Source organism: Sinomicrobium soli, assembly GCF_003285545.1.
GTDB lineage: Bacteria > Bacteroidota > Bacteroidia > Flavobacteriales > Flavobacteriaceae > Sinomicrobium.
Genome location: NZ_QLNV01000027.1, coordinates 1 through 19,899, shown reverse-complemented (window position 1 = coordinate 19,899; position 19,899 = coordinate 1). Strand labels below are relative to the sequence as shown.

The window sequence follows — 19,899 nt, the reverse complement described above, 5'->3', positions numbered from 1 at the left end:
GTATTGCCTACAGTACCGGGTGATGATATTGCCGATATTGAAGTATCCGGTATCAATGACGACGGAACACTTTGCGTGGATGCTTCTGGTAATGCTACATTAACGGCAAGCCTTACTGCGGGCAGTACGGTGACCAACCCTGTATACTACTGGTACGATTCGGACGGTGCTGTTGCCGGCGGGGAAGACGGTACGCTTGAACTGAGCGGTCTTACCCCGGGTAGTTATACGTATAGTGTAGGTGCGAGCGGCGACGGTTACTGCGAGACTGCGGAGGCCGATCGTAAGAGCGTAACCTTTGAAGTATTGCCTACAGTACCGGGCGATGATATTGCTGACATTGAAGTATCCGGTATCAATGACGACGGAACACTTTGCGTGGATGCTTCTGGTAATGCTACATTAACGGCAAGCCTTACTGCGGGCAGTACGGTGACCAATCCTGTGTACTACTGGTACGATGCGGATGGTGCTGTTGCCGGCGGGGAAGACGGTACGCTTGAACTGAGCGGTCTTACCCCGGGCAGTTATACGTATAGTGTAGGCGCGAGCGGCGACGGTTACTGCGAGACTGCGGAGGCTGATCGTAAGAGCGTAACCTTTGAAGTACTGCCTACTGTTCCCGGTGATGATATTGCCGACCTGACGGTGGAAACAGTAAACGGGGACGGGGAAGTATGCCTGAATGTAAATCCCGTGGTTACCATTACGGCAACCCTTGCTTCCGGAAGTACGATAAATAATGAAATATTCCATTGGTATGACGAAGCGGGTAATCCCGTGGCCGGTGGTGAAAACGGGGTGCTTACCCTTGATAATCTTACCGCCGGAACATATACCTATAGTGTAGGCGTAAGCGGTGACGGTTATTGTGAAACTGCAGAAGCCGACCGCAAGGCGGTAACCTTTATAGCCAGGGATGACTGCCAGCTGATCGTTGCCAACGACGATCAGGCCAGGACACCTGAAGGTACTGCTGTGGATATCGACGTGCTGGCCAACGATGTGGCGGGAGATGCTGCATTTGACTATGCCTCGGTAACAGTAGCCACCGGACCGGAACACGGAACATTCTCCGTAGATCCTGCAACCGGGGTGGTGACCTATACTCCCGAAGCGGGTTATGAAGGTTCCGACAGCTTTACCTATACGGTGAAGGATGTTGACGGTTTCGAATCGAATGTGGCTGCTGTAAGCATAACCGTAGGTGGAAATAACGGTGGGCTGACGGCCAACGACGATGAAGCGGCAACTCCGAAGGATATTGCTGTGAATATAGATGTGCTTGCCAATGATGTGGCCGGAAATGCGGCTATTGACGAGACTTCGGTAAGTATTGTAGCCGATCCTGCAAATGGTGCTGTTGCGGTCAATGCGGCAACCGGAGTGGTGACCTATACTCCCGAAGCCGGGTTTGAAGGTTCCGATACGTTCAGCTACACCATGAAGGATGTGGAAGGCTTTACCAGTAATGTGGCCTTTGTAACGGTAACTGTTGGCGGAACCAACGGTGGCCTGATGGCCAACGATGACGAGGCTTCTACCATTGTCGATGTGCCGGTGACTGTAGATGTACTGGCCAATGATACCGGGGGTAATGCCGCTATCGATCCGGCTACCGTAACCCTGGTCAGTGAACCGGAACACGGTACGTATACGGTGGATGCCGCAACGGGTGCGGTAGTGTATACTCCTGAAGCGGGTTATGAAGGTTCCGACAGCTTTACCTATACCGTAAAAGATGAAGACGGATATACTTCCAACGCAGCAACCGTAACCATTGCGGTAGATCCCGCACCGACCGGGCCTATAGCCAACGACGATATGGTACAGGTAAACCCGAACAGTTTCGTGAGGATTGCAGTACTGGATAACGATGCCGACGGAAGTGCCCCGATAGACCCTGCAACGGTGAACGTAGTCACCGAACCGACTGACGGTACCTATTCGGTGAATGCCGACGGTACTGTGGATTATATTCCCGATGCCGGTTTTGTGGGAGAAGACAGTTTTGAATATACCGTAGCGGATACCGATGGAAGAGTGTCCAATGTGGCACGGGTTACCCTCGATGTCACCTCCAATTCCGACCTGGCCATCAGTATTACGGTAGACGAACCTACGCCGACCTTCGATGACAATGTCGTATTTACCATAACGGTAACCAATGACGGTGACCAGGTGTTCTCCAATATCATCGTGGATGAAGCCCTGCCTTCGGGATATGAGTTTGTAGATGCCTCGGCAAGTATGGGCGATTACAGTCCGCTTACCGAAAAATGGACGATCGGTCATATCGGTGAGAACGGTAGCGAGACCCTTACTGTTACGGCAAAAGTGATTGCCGTAGCGGGGGCGGAATACCTGAATGTGGTGACCATAGAGGAATCCTCTCCGCAGGACTCCAATCCGGATAACAATACCGCCCAGGTAGCCGTAGAACCGCTGATGCTTATAGTGTACAACGAGTTCTCGCCTAACGGTGACGGGTTTAATGACACTTTTGTGATAGACGGGATACAGCTCTATCCCAACAATACCCTGGAAGTGTATAACAGGTACGGAAATCTCGTGTTCAGGACCAGCGGGTATGACAACGACTGGGAAGGAATAGCCAATAAGAGCGGAGCCATTATGGAGAAAGACCGGCTTCCGGGCGGAACGTACTATTACGTGCTTAATACCGGAACCGGGATCAAGAAAACCGGATGGCTTTATATAGCGAGATAAAACAACCGTTAAAGAGGGATGTATCCGACCGTCCCTCTTTAATTCATTAAACCCAACTAAACAAAAAAATATAAGCAGATGAAAGTTTCAGATATCAAAAAAGGCCATTGCATTTTGTTTATATGTATGCTTGCCGCGGTAACGGTAAGAGCACAACAGGACCCGCAGTATACGCAGTATATGTATAACATGATGAGCTTTAACCCGGCCTATGCCGGATCTGTGGGAACCCTCGAAGGGACCTTGTTGCACCGTTCGCAGTGGACAGGTATCGACGGTGCTCCGCAGACGCAGTCGCTCAGTGTACATTCGCCCCTGAACAACGAGAAAGTGGGACTGGGGTTTAATGCGGCCATGGATAAGCTGGGCCCTTCAAGAGAAATATTTCTGGACGGGAATTTTTCCTATACCATACAGACCGGCTATTTTTCGAAACTGGCTTTCGGGGTAAAAGCGGGATTGAGTATCCTGGATATCGACTGGAGCAAGGGTAGTTTTAAGGACGAAAACGACCCCCTGTTTGGCCAGAATGTGAACAAGACACACTTTCTCGCCGGGGCCGGGGCCTTCTATTATACCGATAAATGGTATGTGGGGTTCTCCGTACCGAGCTTCCTGAGGTATGATTACTACGACGACCGGGAAGAAGGCGGGGTGCGTTCAGACCGGCTGCACTATTTTATTACCGGTGGTTATGTTTTCGAACTCTCCCCGACCCTGATGTTCAAGCCGGCAACCATGGTGAAGATCGTAAGGGGAGCCCCGGTATCGGTGGATCTCTCGGCCAATTTCCTGCTGCAGGAACGGTTCAACTTCGGGGTGTCCTACCGATGGGATGATTCCGTCAGTGCCCTGGCCGGGTTCCAGATATCGCCCTCGCTCTTTGTGGGGTATGCCTATGATTATACGACCACCCGGTTCAACCGGTATAACGACGGGTCTCACGAGATCATCCTGCGCTATCAGGTGCCGTTCAGGTCAAGTCGTATCAAGTCACCGAGATTTTTCTAAACCGAACCGTTATGAAGAGAAAATTATACTATACCCTGGGCTTGCTGTTTTGCGTGACCCTGACTTTTGCACAGCAACCTAAAAAGGCTGATCGCCTGTTCCGGGACCTCGCCTATGTGGAAGCGGCCCGGGCCTATGAGGAATATGTGCAACGGACAGGATCGCCTTCCCCGGAAGTGCTGGGCAACCTGGCCGATTCCTACTATTTTATCAGTAATGATACCAGTGCCGTAAAATATTATGACCGGTTGTACGAACTGCAGCGCGAGGGGATATCGGAGCATCATTTTGCCCGTTATATCCATTCGCTTAAGGGGGCAGGAGAATATGAAAAGGCCGCCGGCCTGATGAAGGAACACCTCAGGCAGAAAGGCAATGAAAAGGAAATATCCCGGTATGCCGGGCAGAAGGCGCACCTGGACAGCCTGGAGCAGGCCGTCTCCCTGTATACCGTTCACGATCTCGAGAGCAATACCCCGAGATCGGAATTCGGGGCTACGTTTTACGGAGACAAGGTCGTGTTTTCCTCCACCAGGAAACCCAGTTATACGCTGTATGTATGGAACCAGCAGCCCTTCCTCGACCTGTATGCCGGAGAGCGCAATGCTACCGACGGCGAACTGTACAATGTGGAGCTCTTCCTGCCAGATATCCAGTCCAGGTACCACGATGCTACCATTACCTTTTCGCCGGACCTGAAGTATATCTATTATACGACCAATATCGTAAAGAATAAGAACAAGCTGATCAAGGACAATTCCGGGACCAACAACTTTCATATCATCAAGGGTACCATTACGGACGGGGCGATCACGGAAACCGAAAGCCTGCCCTTTAACAGCGTGGATTATTCCGTAGGGCACCCGTGTATGAGCCACGACGGGAAATGGCTGTTCTTTGTTTCCGATATGCCGGGCGGATACGGGGATACCGATATCTATGTGGTGGAAACGGACGAAGAAGGCAATGTGGTTTCGGAACCCCGCAACCTGGGCGGAGAGATCAATACCGCCGGCAAAGAGATGTTCCCCTATTACAGGGAAGGAAAACTGTATTTCTCCTCCGACGGGCATTACGGACTGGGCAGGCTCGACGTGTTTGTCAGCGAACAGGCCGCCGAAGGGAAGCCTGAGTTCGGAAAACCCGAAAACCTCGGGGCACCGGTAAACAGCAATAAGGATGACTTCTCCTTTGTGATCGATTCTACCCGGTCGTACGGCTATTTTTCATCCAACAGGCTGGAAGGCAAGGGCGATGACGATATCTACTATTTTACCAAAGAAAAGGAACCCTGCGACCAGATAGTGTCCGGCAAGGTGACCAACAAGAATACACAACTCGCGCTCGAAGGGGCCAGTGTAAAGGCCTATGACGAATTCGGCGACCTGGTAGCGGAAGCGGTGACCGAAACCGACGGGACTTACCAGCTGGAAGTTCCCTGTGACGACACCTATACCTTTAAGGCCACCAAGCCGAACTATACGACGGAGGAACGGGAAGTCACCACCGGTGAAACCGACGGGGACGAGATCACGGATGTGGATTTCGAACTGACGAATTTTGACGACCTGATCGTAAAAGAGGAAGAACAGGAAAAAATAGACGTCAACCCCATCTATTTCGAGTTCGACAAGGCGGATATCACCCCGCAGGCCGCTGAAGAACTCAACAAGGTGATCTATGTGATGAACCAGTTCCCCGATGTAAAGATCAAGATCGAATCGCATGCCGATTGCCGGGGAAGTGCCACCTACAACAGGCAGCTTACCGACCGCAGGGCCAAATCGACACAGCAATATATACTGGAAACAGGTGAGATAGACCCCTCGCGTATAGAAAGCGCCATCGGTTATGGCGAAGACCGCCCCAAGGTGGTATGCGAAAGCTGCAGCCAGTGTTCCGACGAAGATCATGCGGAAAACCGCAGGTCGGATTTTATTATCATAGAAAAATGATGTTCCCGGTACCGTACCGGACCATATAATACCATACGGTGTGTGGTTCCCCATTTCGCCACACACCGTATTTAACCAACCAACCTGATGTACTGCAAAACACCCCGCCATATCGTAAGGCTATGCTGCCTTATGCTTTTCACCGTATTCCTGAATACCGGTCATTCCCCGCTGTGGGCGCAACAGGCGCAGGAGAGGGTTTATGCGGATGAGGAGGAAAATAATGATTGTCTTCTTTGTCTAACTATAGATGTTTCCAATGAAGGAAATGCGGTGGATGGCAATAAGGATACTTATGCTACCATGAGTATCTCCGTTATAGGGGAGGTTTGGCAAAAACTATACTTCACTACTGAACTGCCTGATCCAAATGACCCGGTGCATGTAAAGATAGGAACAAACACGGGTTTGCTGGAACTGCTTGATAACCTAACAATACAACTCTTTTATGACGATGATGAGGCTGGAGATCCAATAACTCTTGGTAGTTTAATTGGTTTGTTAGACGGTGAAGATCAGGTAGATATCGTAGTTCCGGCTCCGGGTGTTCCGTATAACAGTGTTCGGATCAGATCGGCGGGTATAGCTTTGGGAGGAGGAGTTAATATATACGGAGCCTATTTCAATAAACCGGCAGTTGGTGTGACCTGTAATACGGCTTCGGATATTTTATGGGGAAGTGAAGCCGATCTGGCCGGGGGAGTAAATGCAGTCGATAATCCGCAGAATGCTGTTGATGGAGATAATACCAGTTTTGCAGAGTTGCATGCTAATGTTAGTATAGCAGGGAAAACCCATTTAACTGCTTTGTATCCGGCTACCTCTATCCCGGGAGACTCTGTCCGTATAGTATTCCAGAACCCCGGAGGACTTTTGGACCTCAGTTTATTATCCAGTTCGTTAGAAATAATGGCGTATATGGATAATGAAGATGATGAATCGGATCCTTTGGACCTGGATGCCAATGTGCTTAGCCTCCGGTTACTTCCCGGAGAAGATAACATCCAGGTGATTACGTATCCTGTAGATATTTCTTTTAACCGTATCCAGGTTTCCATAGGCGATGGACTGGCCACGGCCCTTTCGGCGCTCCGGGTATATGAGATCGAGACCGTTCCCAAAGCCCCCGAAATCACAGCCCCCGACATACAGGATGGTGAAATATACGACATCTGTTATGGAAATGATATAACCCTTAATGTGGCCAACCCGGTAAGCGGTTCGGAATACCGTTGGTATGCTGCCGTTGCGGGAGGGACACAGCCGAAGACAGGGACTTCTTATACTGTTGAAAACCTGGATGAAACCAGGATTGTTTACCTCGCCGAGGTCAGGGAGGGCTGTACTGAGGAATCCGCACGGACTTCGGTTACGGTACATGTCCTGCCCCCGGTTCCGCCTCCGGGGATTACTGCAGCGGGAGAATTATACCTCTGTTATGGGGATAATATTACCCTTAGTGCAGCAGACCCGGTAAGCGGTTCGGAATACCGCTGGTATGGCACTGCAACGGGAGGCACTCCATTGGATACCGGAGTCTCTTATGATATCACAGACCTCGAAGAAACTACAACATATTACCTCGCCGAGGTCAGGGAAGGCTGTACCGAAGAATCCGCGCGGGCTTCGGTCACGGTGCATGTATTGCCTGATTTCGGCAATCCTGCAATAAGCATATTAAACGAGAACGATTAGCATTATATAACAACCTTAAAAACAACAACTCATGAAAAAAATTACTACACTTTTTAAAAATGGTATTGCAGCCATGATGTTTATGGCGGTAATACCGGTATCTGCACAGATAGTAGCACCCCAACCTTCGTCTCCCATAGGCGCTCCGGCCGACCTGGATGTGGGGACCATTACCAATAATACCGGAACGGTGACTACGGTTGATGATGCCGTATTGTTTTATAATCCTGCAACCAATGGCCCCTCCCTGACTTTAACCGCAAGCCTGGACGATGGTTCCGGGAATACCTTTACGTCTTACGAGTGGTATAATATCACCACGGACGGAACGGACGAAACGGAAAACATTATTACCGGGGAATCCGTGCAAAGCCTGGTACGGACAGCACTACCTCCCGGATACCATAAATTCAGGGTATACGGCCTGGTAGACGATGGGAGTGTGATCTGTCAGTCGGATGATTTTGAGGATATTATTGTTTTTGTATTGTCTCCGCTAACGGTAGCTACCACTTTTGCAGATAACGGTACTACGGGTCTGGCCTATTGTTCTACGGATGTTCCGGAAAACCCCATCGCATTGTCCGTAGATGGTGTTACCGCCGACTATTCGGATAATGCCAATGGCTACGCCAACCCCGCAGGTAGCGATTTTGAAGTGTCTTATGAATGGTTTGCCGTAAAGGACGGGGAAACCGGGAGTCCTATTAACCTGGCTACAACTACGGACTCCTATGACGTAATCCTTACCGATCCCGGTACCTATACGTTTTATGTGGAAGTGGAATATGCAGTAAAGGATAAGGATGCCCGTGATTATGTAACCTATACCAGTACGGTACAAAATGGCGGAAGCGACCTGGAGATTGTGGTATCACCTACTCCCGGAGCACCTGCCATAACCATAGGTGCAGTGACGGACTGATGTATTTCTATAACCTATAACCCGGGAAAGATATTCAGGTCTTTCCTGTCTTCCGGGATGATTCCGGGTGTTTTCGGCCGGCCGGACTGCAATGGTCCGGTTGGAAGGAACATTGACATTGATGGTATTGTTTCCTGCTCCCGGACACTAAATGGAGTAGGGGTCTGGCCATCGGTATGGACCGGGTAGTATACCGGAAGTATAATCTTTATCCGTCTGCTGATATGAATATCGGAAGGTTTATTATAGTGTTTTTTTGCTGCTGGCAGTTTGCGGCGGCCCAGGAGGGAAACAGGCTGGTCCGGGTACCGCCGGGGAGTACGGTACGGCTTACCGCGGCTTCCGGCGGGGCGGTCGGTTACCAGTGGTACCGCGACGGGGAGGAGATCGAAGGGGCGGTGGAAGCGGTATACGAGGCTGCGGAGCAGGGGAGCTATACGGCACTGTCGTTTAATGCCGAAGGGTGCCAGTCTGATCTTTCCGAAGCGGTGATGATACGCTTTTCCGGTTCACTGTTGCCGCCTTCGGGACAAAAGGACCAGTTTTTCTGCGGGATGCTCCTGCCGGTCATTGCCGATATGGAGGTTACGGGTACAGGGGTGATATGGTATGATTCGGCGGCCGGCGGGCGCCGGCTTTTGGCAGATGACCTGCTGGAAGACGGGAATACCTATTATGCGGCACAGGCTTCGGCAAACGGGGAACACGAAAGCAGGGAACGCCTCGGGGTGACGGTACACCTCGATTACTGCCCGGATCTCGAAGTGCGTAAAACGGTGGACAACCCCAGTCCCATGCCCGGGAGTGAAGTGGCCTTTACGGTAGCGGTGGCCAATAAGACCGCTATTGCGGTAAGGGATATCGTGATCGCCGACAGGCTGCCTTCCGGTTTTGACTATCGCCTGCACCGTACGGACAGGGGGAGTTACAGCACAGGCTCGGGAATATGGGAAATACCCAGGCTGGACAGCCTGCAGGAAGCGGAACTGAAAGTATATGCCCGGGTACTGCCGCAGGGCGACCATACCAATATCGCCAGGCTGGAAAACTCCGATCCGGGAGATACGGATGCTTCCGACAATGAGGCTGCCGTTACGGTAGTTCCGTCCTGCCTGAAGGTGTATAACCTGTTCTCCCCGAACGGGGACGGGATCAACGATACCTTCCGGGTAGAGTGTATAGAACGCTACCCGGACAACAGGCTCGAAGTGTATAACCGGTACGGGAATATGGTATACCGGATGAAGGGATACGACAATAGCTGGAGCGGGACCTCCAATGTAAAGAATACCATTTCCCGCAACGGGCAGCTCCCGGTGGGTACCTATTATTACGTGCTGGACCCCGGGGATGGCAGTGACCCCCTGACGGGATGGCTGTTTATAACCAGGTAGACAGGAACAGGGATGCTGTGCCTTAAAAGTTAGAACCCTGTCTGCCTTCGCCGGGCAGGCCTGTTTCTGATGCGGTTACTGGGTTATTAAGTTACTAAGTTATTGGGTGTTGACTAAATAACTCAATAACCTAATAACCCAATAACCAATGGCAAAACCTCCGGTTTTGCTTATATCACGATCTTTTTACTTTTCCGGCGCCTTCGATAACCTTGGCCTTAAGCCCTTCCTTGTAGACCAGTACCTTGTCGCGGACGCATTTATCGCTGCTGCCTATGATCTGGGCGGCCAGTATGCCGGCATTTTTGGCGCCGTTAAGGGCTACGGTAGCTACCGGGACACCGCCGGGCATCTGCAGTATGGACAATACGGAGTCCCAGCCGTCTATGGAATTGCTGCTCTTTACGGGAACGCCGATCACCGGCAGCGGGGAAAGGGAGGCCACCATACCGGGAAGGTGGGCCGCACCCCCCGCACCGGCTATGATCACCGAGATGCCCCTTTCATGGGCGTTTTTCCCGAAATCGTACATCTTTTCAGGAGTACGGTGGGCAGATACGATGTCTACCTCCGTTTCAATATCAAATCCTTTCAGGATGTCGATGGCTTCCTGCATTACCGGCAGGTCGCTGGTACTCCCCATGATAACCGCAACTTTACTCATTATAATTATTTTAGTTCATTAGCATTAACATCGTATCAAACCGCCCTATATCCCAGCTCCCGCACCCGTCTGCAACTCCGGACTTCAAACACTCACCACCCGGATGGTATCCTTCACTTTTCCGGCAATTTCCCTCGCTTTGGCAATATCCTTATGGACTATGGTCACATGCCCCATCTTCCGGAAAGGCCGGGTTTCCTTTTTACCGTAGATATGAGGGGTTACCCCGTCCATTTTCATGATGGTGTCCATGTTTTCATATACCACCTTCCCGGTATGGCCCTCTTCCCCGGTAAGGTTGACCATGATCCCTCCCACTTTACTTTCCGCATTGCCCAGGGGAAGCCCCAGTATGGCCCTGAGGTGTTGTTCGAACTGGCTGGTATAGCTGGCTTCTATGCTGTAATGCCCGCTGTTATGCGGCCTGGGGGCCACTTCGTTGACCAGTATGCGGTCGTCTTCGGTCTGGAACATTTCTACGGCCAGCAAGCCGGTATGCCCGTAAGCCCTGGAGGTTTTAAGGGCTATAAGCTGGGCCTTTTCCGCTACTTCCGGGGCTATTCTTGCCGGGCAGATCACGTATTCCACCTGGTTGGCGGAAGGGTGAAATTCCATTTCCACTACGGGATAGGTGACCATATCCCCCTTGCTGTTACGCGCTACGATCACGGCAAGTTCGTTCTTAAAGGGGATCATGTCTTCGGCAATACACTCCACATCGGGCAAGCCTTCGAGATCGGAATAGGTTCTGATCACTTTCACCCCGCGGCCGTCATACCCGAAGCGGGCACTTTTCCACACAAAAGGGAAATCGATACTCTCATTTCGCAGCGCAGTGTGTATTTCACTGGTGTAGGCAAAACGCCGGAACGGGGCGGTGGGGATGTCGTGGTCTATATAGAACAGTTTCTGTTTGGCCTTGTTCTGTATGGTGCGCAGCGTGGCCGGCGAAGGATATATCCTCAATCCTTCCTTCTCCAGTTTTTCCAGTGCTTCCACATTTACATTTTCGATCTCTATGGTAAGCAGGTCCACCTTCTTCCCGAAATCGTAAACCGCGTCAAAATCCATCAGGTCGCCCTGTACGAATTCGTTACAGCCTATCCGGCAGGGCGCGTCTTCCGACGGGTCCATCACCACGGTGTGGATATCGAATTTCCGCGTGTCGTACAATAACATTTTTCCCAGCTGCCCGCCTCCGAGGATACCGAGTTTGAAATCGGAAGAAAAGTAGTTCATCTATTTCTGCGTTACGGTTTGTTTCCGCAAAAATAGTTATTTCTGAACATTAGGCGGCGTTTGATGCCGGGCAAACTTTTAGTTCCTGGTCCGTAGTTGTTAGTTCGTAGTGTGTCCTGACCGTAGCGGAGGGATTTCCGGGCTTTCGGTGAAGCTATTCAAGTTCCTTTCTGCCAGGGTGGAGATTCCCTGCCTGGCCGGCCGGCAGGTTCACTTCGCTGCGCTACGTTACCCATGACGTGTCTATCGTAAGTTGCTCCATTTCAAAAACTCCCCTCTTCAGACGAAGAGGGGTGGGCAGCTATGCTGGCCGGGGAGTTTTGAACGGCCTGAACTTTGGCGTATATTCCCAAAGGTTTGGGATTATCCTTATGATCCGGGCTTTCAAAACCCTCCGTCTCATCGAAGATGAGCCACCTCCCTTCGTCTGAAGGGAGGAGTTATGTGTGGGTTTATCACATTTGATCTATGAAGACAAAAACGTCATCTTCATTTATGCGGTTGCTTAAACGTTAGGTCTCTGAATGACAGGGGAAGTAAGGCATTGATCCCTCCTTCAAGGCTTTTTACCAGAACCCCGGCAAATCTTTTTTGTACCATGTCTGCGGCCTGCCTGCTGCGGATACCGCTCTGGCAGTAAAACACCAGGTTTTTTCCTTCCGGGATACGGTCCGGCTGTGTTTCCAGCGTGTCCAAAGGGATATGCAGGTCGGTAAACTGCGGAAAATGCAACCCAATCCTGTCGCGGCTGCGTTCGGAAGAGGTCCTTACATCTATAAATACGGTTTTTTCCGGGTCTGTCCCGGTAATATCCGCTACGCGGAGAAGGGGCGTTGCCGTTTCGTGCGGCATACAGCTGTAGTATTCATGGTCCAGCCGGCGGGGGACTGCATATACGTTCTTTGTAAAACGGAACTGCTGCATCCTGAGGGTCAGGCAGTCTATGGTGAGCAGTGTTCCGCTGAGTACCTGCCCGGTACCGCATATCATTTTGATGGCTTCGTTGGCCTGTAATGTCCCGGCAATACCGGGCAATACTCCCATAACGCCTGTTTCCGAACAGTTAGGGGAGCTTCCCGGGGCAGGTGGTTCGGGAAAGATGCAGCGGTAGGTGGGCCCGCCCCGGTAGTTGAATACGGAAAGCTGTGCCTCAAACCTGAAGATCGAACCGAAAATGACGGGTTTGCCACACATTACGGCAGCGTCATTTACCAGGTAGCGGGTGGCAAAATTATCCGATCCGTCCACAATGATATCGTAGGAGGAAAACAATTCCCGGGCATTGGCTGCGGTAAGGGCAGAGGGGTGGGGGGTGATCCGGATATGCGGGTTCAGCCGCGAGAGTTTACCGGCAGCGGTCACCGCCTTGTTCTTTCCGATATCGTCGACGGAAAACAATACCTGCCTGTGGAGGTTAGACCGGTCGACCCTGTCGAAGTCCACAATACCTATATGCCCGATCCCCGCAGCCGCGAGGTATGGCAGGGAAGCGCATCCCAGTCCGCCTGCGCCGATGACAAGCACACTGCCCTTTTTCAGGAGACCTTGTCCTTCGGGGCCTATTTCATCCAGTATCAACTGCCGGTGATAGTGTTGTTGCTCTGTGTTTGTTAACATGGTTGTTTTTTAGTTCTTAGTTGGTAGTTCTTAGTTGGTAGTTTGGTCAAACTTCGAGCTTCAAACTCCAAACCTAAAACCCTTTTCCCAGTCTTTCCACACTACGTCATATCCCTGTTCCCTGATCATGGCAGCGATGGTTCCGGTACTGCGTTCATCGGAAATCTCGAACTGTTCCAGCGATTGCGGGTCTACCACATAACCTCCCGGGTTGGTTTTGGATTCCGCACTGATGGAGTTGATGCCGAGCCTGACGATATTATCCCTGAATTCCGGGCTTTCGCGGGTAGAGAGCGACAGTTCCACATCTTCATCGAGCAGGCGGTAGGCAAAGATGAGCTGGGCGAGATCGGTATCGGTCATGACCACCTTGGGTTCCAGTCCGCCCGAATGAGGCCGCAGGCGCGGGAAGGAGATGGAATACCGCGTTTTCCAGTACTTTTTCCGGAGGTATTCCAGGTGAAGCGCCGTGAAGAAACTGTCTGTTCTCCAGTCTTCCAGTCCGAACAGGGCCCCCAGCCCGATCTTGTGAATACCAGCCTCTCCCAGCCGGTCGGGGGTGTGAAGCCGGTACCGGAAATTTGATTTTTTGCCTTTGGGGTGGTGTATTTTATAGCATTCTTCATGATAGGTTTCCTGGTACACCAGTACGGCATAGAGCCCTTCCGCCATGAGTTCCCGGTATTCTCCGGTGTCCAGGGGCTGTACCTCGATACTGATATTCGAGAAGTAGGGGCGGATAAGCCGTATGGCATTTTTAAGGTAGGACACCCCCACGGTACGGTTGGCTTCGCCGGTCACCAGGAGAATATGGTCGTATCCCTTGCCTTTCAGGAATGCAGCTTCCTTCAGGATCTCGTCGTCGGTAAGGGTGCGCCTCGGGATCTTGTTGGTAAGGCTGAATCCGCAATAGGTACAGATGTTCTGGCATTCGTTTGAAAGGTACATGGGCGCATACATCTGTATGACTTTCCCAAATCTCCTGAGGGTTATGGCCCTGCTGCGTTGTGCCATTTCTTCGAGGTAGGGTTTTGCAGCGGGCGATATCAGCGCCTTGAAATCTTCAAGGGTCCGTTTCTCCCTGTCCAGGGCACGAAGCACATCGCCCGTGGTTTTGTCCCGGATGGATGCTTCGGCCTGCTGCCAGGAATGTTTCCGGAAAATGTCGTAAAAAAGGCCTTCCCGTCCGTGGGGGGAGAAAGAAACCTGGTGTTGTGTGGAATACGGTATTGCAGACATGGGATAACTGTTATTTGTTAAAATTTATGGAGAAAGGAAGTCAGGGGGCTACTGGCTTCGGCATACTGGCGGACAGGGGCGAGGCTGGCCCGGAATGCTGTTCTGCCGGCATCGACGGCCCCGGCAAAAGCACCGGCCATGGCCACCGGGTCTCCCGAAACGGCGATGGCGGTATTGATCAATACTGCATCGGCCCCGGCTTCCATGGCGGCAGCGGCATGTGACGGGCTTCCTATTCCGGCATCCACAATCACCGGAACAGTACTCTGTTCGATAATGATCTCCAGGAAATCCAGGGTTTTCAGCCCCTTGTTGCTCCCTATCGGTGCTCCGAGGGGCATGACGCACTGGGCGCCTACCTCTTCCAGGCGTTTGCATAACACCGGGTCGGCATGGATATAGGGCATGACCACAAACCCTTCCCTGACCAGTATTTCGGCTGCCTTGAGGGTTTCAACCGGGTCGGGGAGGAGGTACTTCGGGTCCGGGTGGATCTCCAGTTTTATCCAGTGGGTTTCCAGGGCTTCCTGGGCCATCCGGGCGGCGAAAACAGCCTCTTCGGCTGTCCTGACCCCGGACGTATTGGGGAGCAGGCCTATTCCCGTACTGCGGAGCACGGCGTGGATGTCTTCTTCCGCTTCTCCCGGGTTTACCCGTTTCAGGGCTACCGTGGCCAGTTCGCTTCCGGAAGCCTCCACAGCTTCTTTCATCAGCCGGGGAGCACTGAACTTGCCGGTACCTATAAACAGCCGGGATGAGAATTTCTTATCTGCGATGGTCAATATGTCTTTCATGGTGCTGAATCTGCTTCCTTGTTAATGATGTTTTCTTGTTCCGGGAACTACCGCAAACTGTTGTTCAGGAACGTATTTAAGGTTTTCGATAGATTTTACAAGGCCTGTTATTTTCTCCTGATCGTTTCCGGGTGCCGTCAGCATGCCCGAAACGGCAATCCCCTGAACCCCGGTCTGTAACAGGGGTGTGATATCCTCTTCGAGAATGCCGCCGATGGCGATAACAGGAATACGGATACCGCGATGTGCAAGGGTTTCCGCAATCTTCGAATAACCTTCGATGCCCAGTACGGGGCTGAGATTTTTTTTGGTCGTCGTAAAGCGGTAGGGCCCCAGGCCGATATAATCCACGCCCTGACCGGCCAGGCGGATGATATCTTCGGCGGTGTTGGCCGTTCCCCCGATAATGACATTTTCCCCCAGTATCTTCCGCGCCTGTCCGGGAGGGAGGTCGGTTTTGCCGAGATGTACTCCGTCTGCTCCTGTAGCCCGGGCCACAGCCACACTGTCGTCAACGATCAGCCTGGCGCCGTATGCCCTGCATATTTCGAGCGCCTTGCAGGCCGTTTCGTACACCACCCCTTCGGGTTGTTCCTTGAGCCGGAGCTGTATCCATTTCACCCCTGCAGCACATGTGGTTTCTATGTGTCGCAGGTGCTCGTCCGGCGTGGCCCCGGAGGAAACATACTGCAGGGTCATGTCGCCGATACGGCCCTTACCTGTATGGGCCTGATATTCCGACAGGTACCCGTAGGTGTGTTTCTTGGCCAGCCTGCAGGCTTCCGCTTCCGGCGTTCCCAGGGCCAGGTATGCGGCCAGTGCCGAGGAAAACACACATCCGCTGCCGTGACGTCCGGAGGGGAGGATTTTTTCGGGGGAAAATTCTACGGGAGCTTGGTCTTTGCGGTAGAGGATATCTACCCCCTTGCGATCGCTCCGGTGTCCTCCCTTGAGCACCAGGTGGCACCGTCCGGCCAGCGTTCTGAGGCTGCTGTCCGTGACCTTATTGCCGCTGATGGCCAGGATCTCGTCGTGGTTGGGGGTGAAAAAATCGATATGTTCCAGTATACCGGGGATATCGTGATAATGCGCGGAACTGTGAAAATCATAGCCGCTGCTCGATTTCAGTACCGGGTCCCATACGATCTTTATTTCCGGGTTTTTCGCCTTGAGCATCCGGGCTATTTTTTCCACCAGGGCAATATGCCGGATGATACCGATCTTGACGGCCCTGACCGGATAAGTCTCTGCCATGAGCCTTACCTGTTCCAGGAGCAGGTCGGGGCTGGTCCATTCGCAGCGTTCGAAAGAATGCCCGTTCTGAACCGTAATGGCCGTACAGGCAGCTACGGCCCGTACGTTCAGTGCCCTGACTGTTGCCGTGTCTGCCAGTATGCCGGCGCCTCCCGAGGGGTCGAATCCGGCGATGGTCAATACAAATGGAGCTGTTGTGGTCATAAGGTGTTTTTTTGAAGTGTGTCCGGCAGGTTGCGGAGTGTTTGGACCAGTGCGGATACCTTGGTATGGGGAGACGGGCTTTCCCATATATACCCCAGGAATGCCGGTCCGTCAAAACCTTTGCTTTTTATGAGCGGAATATGTCCGGGGGTCAGTCCTCCCAGGGCATACACCGGAAAAGAACGCTTTACGGCCGACAGGTCATATCCCTTCCCCCGGTATCCTTTTTTGGATATACTGTCAAAGACAGGACTTAAAAAGGCGTAATCAAAAGTGTAGCGGCCATGATGTTCCGGCTCCGGGATACAGTGAAAGGAAGTGCTGACCGAAAATCCTGCCGTACGATAATCCGCCGGTATTCCTTCCGGTTCCTCCTCACAGGCAAGCCGCACCTTTTCCGGCAGGTGTATTCCCCTTAAGTTCAGCCGGGCTGCCAGTTCGTAGTGATGGTGTACCACGATACGGTTGTAATATTCCGATGGGAGCTGTCGTAGCAGGCCGGCCAGTTCCTTTATGCCTGTTCCGGGTTTGCGCAGGTGGAGCAGGGGAAGCCCTGCCTCGAACATACGCCTTATCCGGCCGGCTTCCCCGGGAAAATATTCCGCTTTGCTGATAACGATAAACTCGGGTATCATACGATTTCAGTGTCGGTGTATACTTTTCTGCTATAAATAGATCTCGCTTCCCTTTTCGGTAAATTCCCTGGCTTTTTCCTGCATGCCTTCTTTGATCTCCCGGTCTTCCAGCTGCCGTATCTCCTGCGAAATTTTCATCGAGCAGAACTTCGGGCCGCACATGGAGCAGAAGTGGGCTACCTTGGCCCCCTCGGCGGGGAGGGTTTCATCGTGAAACTCCCTGGCGGTATCCGGGTCGAGGGCCAGGTTGAACTGGTCTTCCCACCGGAATTCGAACCGCGCCTTGCTCAGTGCGTCATCGCGGTACTGCGCTCCGGGATGCCCCTTGGCCAGGTCGGCAGCGTGGGCGGCGATCTTATAGGTGATCACTCCCGTCTTGACATCTTCCTTGTTCGGCAGTCCCAGGTGTTCTTTCGGGGTGACATAGCAGAGCATGGCCGTCCCGTACCAGCCGATCATGGCAGCGCCGATACCGGAAGTGATATGGTCGTAGCCCGGGGCAATATCGGTAGTGAGCGGGCCCAGGGTATAAAAAGGGGCTTCGCCGCAGGCTTCCAGCTGTTTGTCCATATTTTCCCTGATCATGTGCATGGGAACATGCCCTGGCCCTTCGATGATGGTCTGTACATCGTGCTTCCAGGCGATTTTCGTAAGTTCTCCCAGGGTTTCCAGTTCGGCAAACTGCGCCTGGTCGTTGGCATCGGCCAGGCTTCCGGGGCGCAGGCCGTCGCCGAGGGAGAAGGATACGTCATACGCCTTCATGATCTCGCATATATCCTCAAAATGTGTGTACAGGAAGCTCTCCTGATGATGCGCCAGGCACCATTTTGCCATGATGGAACCACCCCGGGACACAATACCTGTTACCCTCTTTGCAGTCATCGGGATATACCGGAGCAATACCCCGGCGTGAATGGTAAAATAGTCTACCCCCTGTTCCGCCTGTTCGATCAGGGTATCGCGGAAAATCTCCCAGGAAAGGTCTTCGGCAATACCGTTTACCTTTTCCAGGGCCTGGTAAATAGGAACTGTCCCGATGGGCACCGGGGAGTTTCTCAGTATCCATTCGCGGGTTTCGTGAATGTTCTTTCCGGTAGACAGGTCCATAATGGTATCAGCCCCCCAGCGGCAGGCCCAGACAGCTTTTTCCACTTCCTCTTCAATGTTGGAGGTCACTGCGGAGTTGCCGATATTGGCATTGATCTTTACCAGGAAGTTACGGCCTATGATCATCGGTTCGCTTTCCGGGTGATTGATATTGTTGGGGATCACTGCTCTTCCCCGCGCCACCTCGTCGCGTACGAACTCAGGGGTGATCACTTCGGGGATGGCCGCCCCCCAGCTTTGTCCGGGATGCTGTTTGGTGAGTGCCTGTATTTCCTGTAATTTCTGATTTTCCCTGATGGCAATGAATTCCATTTCCGGGGTGATAACCCCCTTTCTGGCATAGTGCATTTGTGTGACATTATGCCCTGCCCTGGCGCGGAGCGGTTTCCTGATATGCGGAAAGCGCAGGTCGTCCAGCGAAGTGTTCCGGAGTCTTTCGTTACAGTATTCCGAACTGAATGCCGGCAGTTGTTCCACATCGTTCCGGGATGCGATCCACCGGCTTCGTACGGGAGGGATACCCTTTTCCACATCGATATCCGCATCCGGGTCTGTAAATGGCCCGCTGGTGTCGTAAACAGTTACCGGAGGGTTTTGTTCCGTGTCACCCGTAAGCGAGTTTTTGGAATCATGGAGACTGATTTCGCGCATGGGGACCCTGATATCGGGATACAGGCTGCCCGGGACGTAAATTTTTTTTGAAGCGGGAAGCGGGTCCCTGGAAATAACCTGCCTGTCGGGAGTCTTGTCTTTTTTCATCTGAATGGTTTTTAGGTTATGGCAAAAGAAGCGTACGGCTTACCCTCCCTGGGTAGCCTTTATGATCGTAATGTTCTGTTGGTCTGAAAGGGTGTACCGGGACCATTGCTGCCGGGATACGATTTCCCTTGATACGGCGGTTTCGGCCCCTGGAGCAGGAGCATTTACGGCAATGGCAATGCCCTTCGGGGCAATTTGCAGGTGCCGGAGCATGTCGTTGATGGTGCTTTTTACGGGCAGATCGACAGTGCTGTCGTTTACATGTACCTTTATTGTGTCCATTTTTCGGGTGTTTTTAAAAACGGAACAATTAGGAAATGCTTCTTTTCCGGTAAGCAATACGGAAATACAAAATCCGGGAACGGATTTTTGTAAACAGAAAGTCACTCGTCTTTTCCCTTCGCCGGTATTATCCGGATCAGGTTCGGAGGGTATTTCTCAGCCTTGTGACCTGTATGCTACAGGTTAAAGCACCCCTAAAGTTCGTTATACAAAGGTATGTAAAATAAATGAGAAGTTCTAACCTATTCACAATCAGCTTTTCTAAAAATAGTTATAAAAAAAGGTATAAAATATTTGTTTTGGAAGGGGAAGTGGTTTTATATTTGCACCCGCTTTGAGAGGGAGTATGGATAGCTGGAGATAAGCGAAAGTTCTTTGTAGAGGCATATATTTGA

The 19,899-nt window shown here is 52.1% G+C and carries 15 protein-coding genes and 1 riboswitch; of the genes, 6 read left to right on the top strand and 9 right to left on the bottom strand.

Going from position 1 to position 19,899, the window contains the following annotated elements; all coding sequences use genetic code 11:
• The 6 genes from DN748_RS18635 to DN748_RS18610 form a co-directional block, all read left to right on the top strand.
• Window positions 1–2,730: Ig-like domain-containing protein (locus DN748_RS18635; RefSeq protein WP_146746655.1), on the top strand; the 2,730-nt coding region annotated here is incomplete at its 5' end.
• A gap of 78 nt (window positions 2,731–2,808) precedes the next feature.
• Window positions 2,809–3,741 (top strand): PorP/SprF family type IX secretion system membrane protein, encoded by a 933-nt coding sequence (locus DN748_RS18630; RefSeq protein WP_112373354.1) that lies wholly within the window; start codon window positions 2,809–2,811, stop codon window positions 3,739–3,741.
• A gap of 11 nt (window positions 3,742–3,752) precedes the next feature.
• Entirely contained in the window at window positions 3,753–5,696 is a 1,944-nt protein-coding gene (locus tag DN748_RS18625; protein WP_112373353.1) for an OmpA family protein, read from the top strand.
• Between the two features lie 87 nt (window positions 5,697–5,783).
• Window positions 5,784–7,391 carry an immunoglobulin domain-containing protein gene (locus DN748_RS18620; RefSeq protein ID WP_146746654.1) on the top strand — a complete coding sequence of 536 codons (1,608 nt, stop codon included), beginning with the start codon at window positions 5,784–5,786 and terminating at the stop codon, window positions 7,389–7,391.
• Window positions 7,392–7,422: 31 nt separating this feature from the next.
• Window positions 7,423–8,316 (top strand): hypothetical protein, encoded by an 894-nt coding sequence (locus DN748_RS18615; RefSeq protein ID WP_112373351.1) that lies wholly within the window; start codon window positions 7,423–7,425, stop codon window positions 8,314–8,316.
• Window positions 8,317–8,540: 224 nt separating this feature from the next.
• Complete coding sequence (locus DN748_RS18610) at window positions 8,541–9,710, top strand: T9SS type B sorting domain-containing protein (RefSeq protein WP_161554612.1); 1,170 nt, start codon at window positions 8,541–8,543, stop codon at window positions 9,708–9,710.
• Window positions 9,711–9,885: 175 nt separating this feature from the next.
• Here DN748_RS18610 and purE read toward each other — a convergent pair whose 3' ends face one another.
• The 9 genes from purE to thiS form a co-directional block, all read right to left on the bottom strand.
• On the bottom strand, window positions 9,886–10,374 hold the full coding sequence (gene purE, locus DN748_RS18605) for a 5-(carboxyamino)imidazole ribonucleotide mutase (RefSeq protein WP_112373349.1): 489 nt from the start codon (window positions 10,372–10,374) through the stop codon (window positions 9,886–9,888).
• Window positions 10,375–10,458: 84 nt separating this feature from the next.
• A complete protein-coding gene (locus tag DN748_RS18600; protein WP_112373348.1) occupies window positions 10,459–11,613 on the bottom strand; it encodes a 5-(carboxyamino)imidazole ribonucleotide synthase in 1,155 nt (384 codons plus the stop codon).
• A 489-nt stretch (window positions 11,614–12,102) separates the two neighbouring features.
• Window positions 12,103–13,230 (bottom strand): HesA/MoeB/ThiF family protein, encoded by a 1,128-nt coding sequence (locus DN748_RS18595; protein WP_112373347.1) that lies wholly within the window; start codon window positions 13,228–13,230, stop codon window positions 12,103–12,105.
• Window positions 13,231–13,290: 60 nt separating this feature from the next.
• On the bottom strand, window positions 13,291–14,469 hold the full coding sequence (thiH, locus tag DN748_RS18590; RefSeq protein ID WP_112373346.1) for a 2-iminoacetate synthase ThiH: 1,179 nt from the start codon (window positions 14,467–14,469) through the stop codon (window positions 13,291–13,293).
• Between the two features lie 17 nt (window positions 14,470–14,486).
• Window positions 14,487–15,263 (bottom strand): thiazole synthase, encoded by a 777-nt coding sequence (locus tag DN748_RS18585; protein ID WP_112373345.1) that lies wholly within the window; start codon window positions 15,261–15,263, stop codon window positions 14,487–14,489.
• Between the two features lie 21 nt (window positions 15,264–15,284).
• Window positions 15,285–16,721, bottom strand: coding sequence for a thiamine phosphate synthase (locus DN748_RS18580; RefSeq protein ID WP_161554611.1), 1,437 nt, complete (start codon window positions 16,719–16,721; stop codon window positions 15,285–15,287).
• Window positions 16,718–17,356 carry a thiamine phosphate synthase gene (locus DN748_RS18575; RefSeq protein WP_112373343.1) on the bottom strand — a complete coding sequence of 213 codons (639 nt, stop codon included), beginning with the start codon at window positions 17,354–17,356 and terminating at the stop codon, window positions 16,718–16,720. The genes DN748_RS18580 and DN748_RS18575 overlap by 4 nt, the downstream gene beginning before the upstream one ends.
• 30 nt (window positions 17,357–17,386) lie before the next feature.
• Window positions 17,387–19,222 carry a phosphomethylpyrimidine synthase ThiC gene (gene thiC / locus DN748_RS18570; RefSeq protein WP_112373342.1) on the bottom strand — a complete coding sequence of 612 codons (1,836 nt, stop codon included), beginning with the start codon at window positions 19,220–19,222 and terminating at the stop codon, window positions 17,387–17,389.
• 39 nt (window positions 19,223–19,261) lie between these two features.
• Entirely contained in the window at window positions 19,262–19,504 is a 243-nt protein-coding gene (gene thiS, locus DN748_RS18565; protein ID WP_112373341.1) for a sulfur carrier protein ThiS, read from the bottom strand.
• A gap of 96 nt (window positions 19,505–19,600) precedes the next feature.
• Window positions 19,601–19,710, bottom strand: a riboswitch (TPP riboswitch).
• Window positions 19,711–19,899 lie beyond the last annotated feature (189 nt).

Coding starts and splice junctions, on each gene's coding strand:
- DN748_RS18630 (WP_112373354.1), top strand. CDS start 2,809: ATGAAAGTTTCAGATATCAAAAAAGGCCATTGCATTTTGTTTATATGT.
- DN748_RS18625 (WP_112373353.1), top strand. CDS start 3,753: ATGAAGAGAAAATTATACTATACCCTGGGCTTGCTGTTTTGCGTGACC.
- DN748_RS18620 (WP_146746654.1), top strand. CDS start 5,784: ATGTACTGCAAAACACCCCGCCATATCGTAAGGCTATGCTGCCTTATG.
- DN748_RS18615 (WP_112373351.1), top strand. CDS start 7,423: ATGAAAAAAATTACTACACTTTTTAAAAATGGTATTGCAGCCATGATG.
- DN748_RS18610 (WP_161554612.1), top strand. CDS start 8,541: ATGAATATCGGAAGGTTTATTATAGTGTTTTTTTGCTGCTGGCAGTTT.
- purE (WP_112373349.1), bottom strand. CDS start 10,374: ATGAGTAAAGTTGCGGTTATCATGGGGAGTACCAGCGACCTGCCGGTA.
- DN748_RS18600 (WP_112373348.1), bottom strand. CDS start 11,613: ATGAACTACTTTTCTTCCGATTTCAAACTCGGTATCCTCGGAGGCGGG.
- DN748_RS18595 (WP_112373347.1), bottom strand. CDS start 13,230: ATGTTAACAAACACAGAGCAACAACACTATCACCGGCAGTTGATACTG.
- thiH (WP_112373346.1), bottom strand. CDS start 14,469: ATGTCTGCAATACCGTATTCCACACAACACCAGGTTTCTTTCTCCCCC.
- DN748_RS18585 (WP_112373345.1), bottom strand. CDS start 15,263: ATGAAAGACATATTGACCATCGCAGATAAGAAATTCTCATCCCGGCTG.
- DN748_RS18580 (WP_161554611.1), bottom strand. CDS start 16,721: ATGACCACAACAGCTCCATTTGTATTGACCATCGCCGGATTCGACCCC.
- DN748_RS18575 (WP_112373343.1), bottom strand. CDS start 17,356: ATGATACCCGAGTTTATCGTTATCAGCAAAGCGGAATATTTTCCCGGG.
- thiC (WP_112373342.1), bottom strand. CDS start 19,222: ATGAAAAAAGACAAGACTCCCGACAGGCAGGTTATTTCCAGGGACCCG.
- thiS (WP_112373341.1), bottom strand. CDS start 19,504: ATGGACACAATAAAGGTACATGTAAACGACAGCACTGTCGATCTGCCC.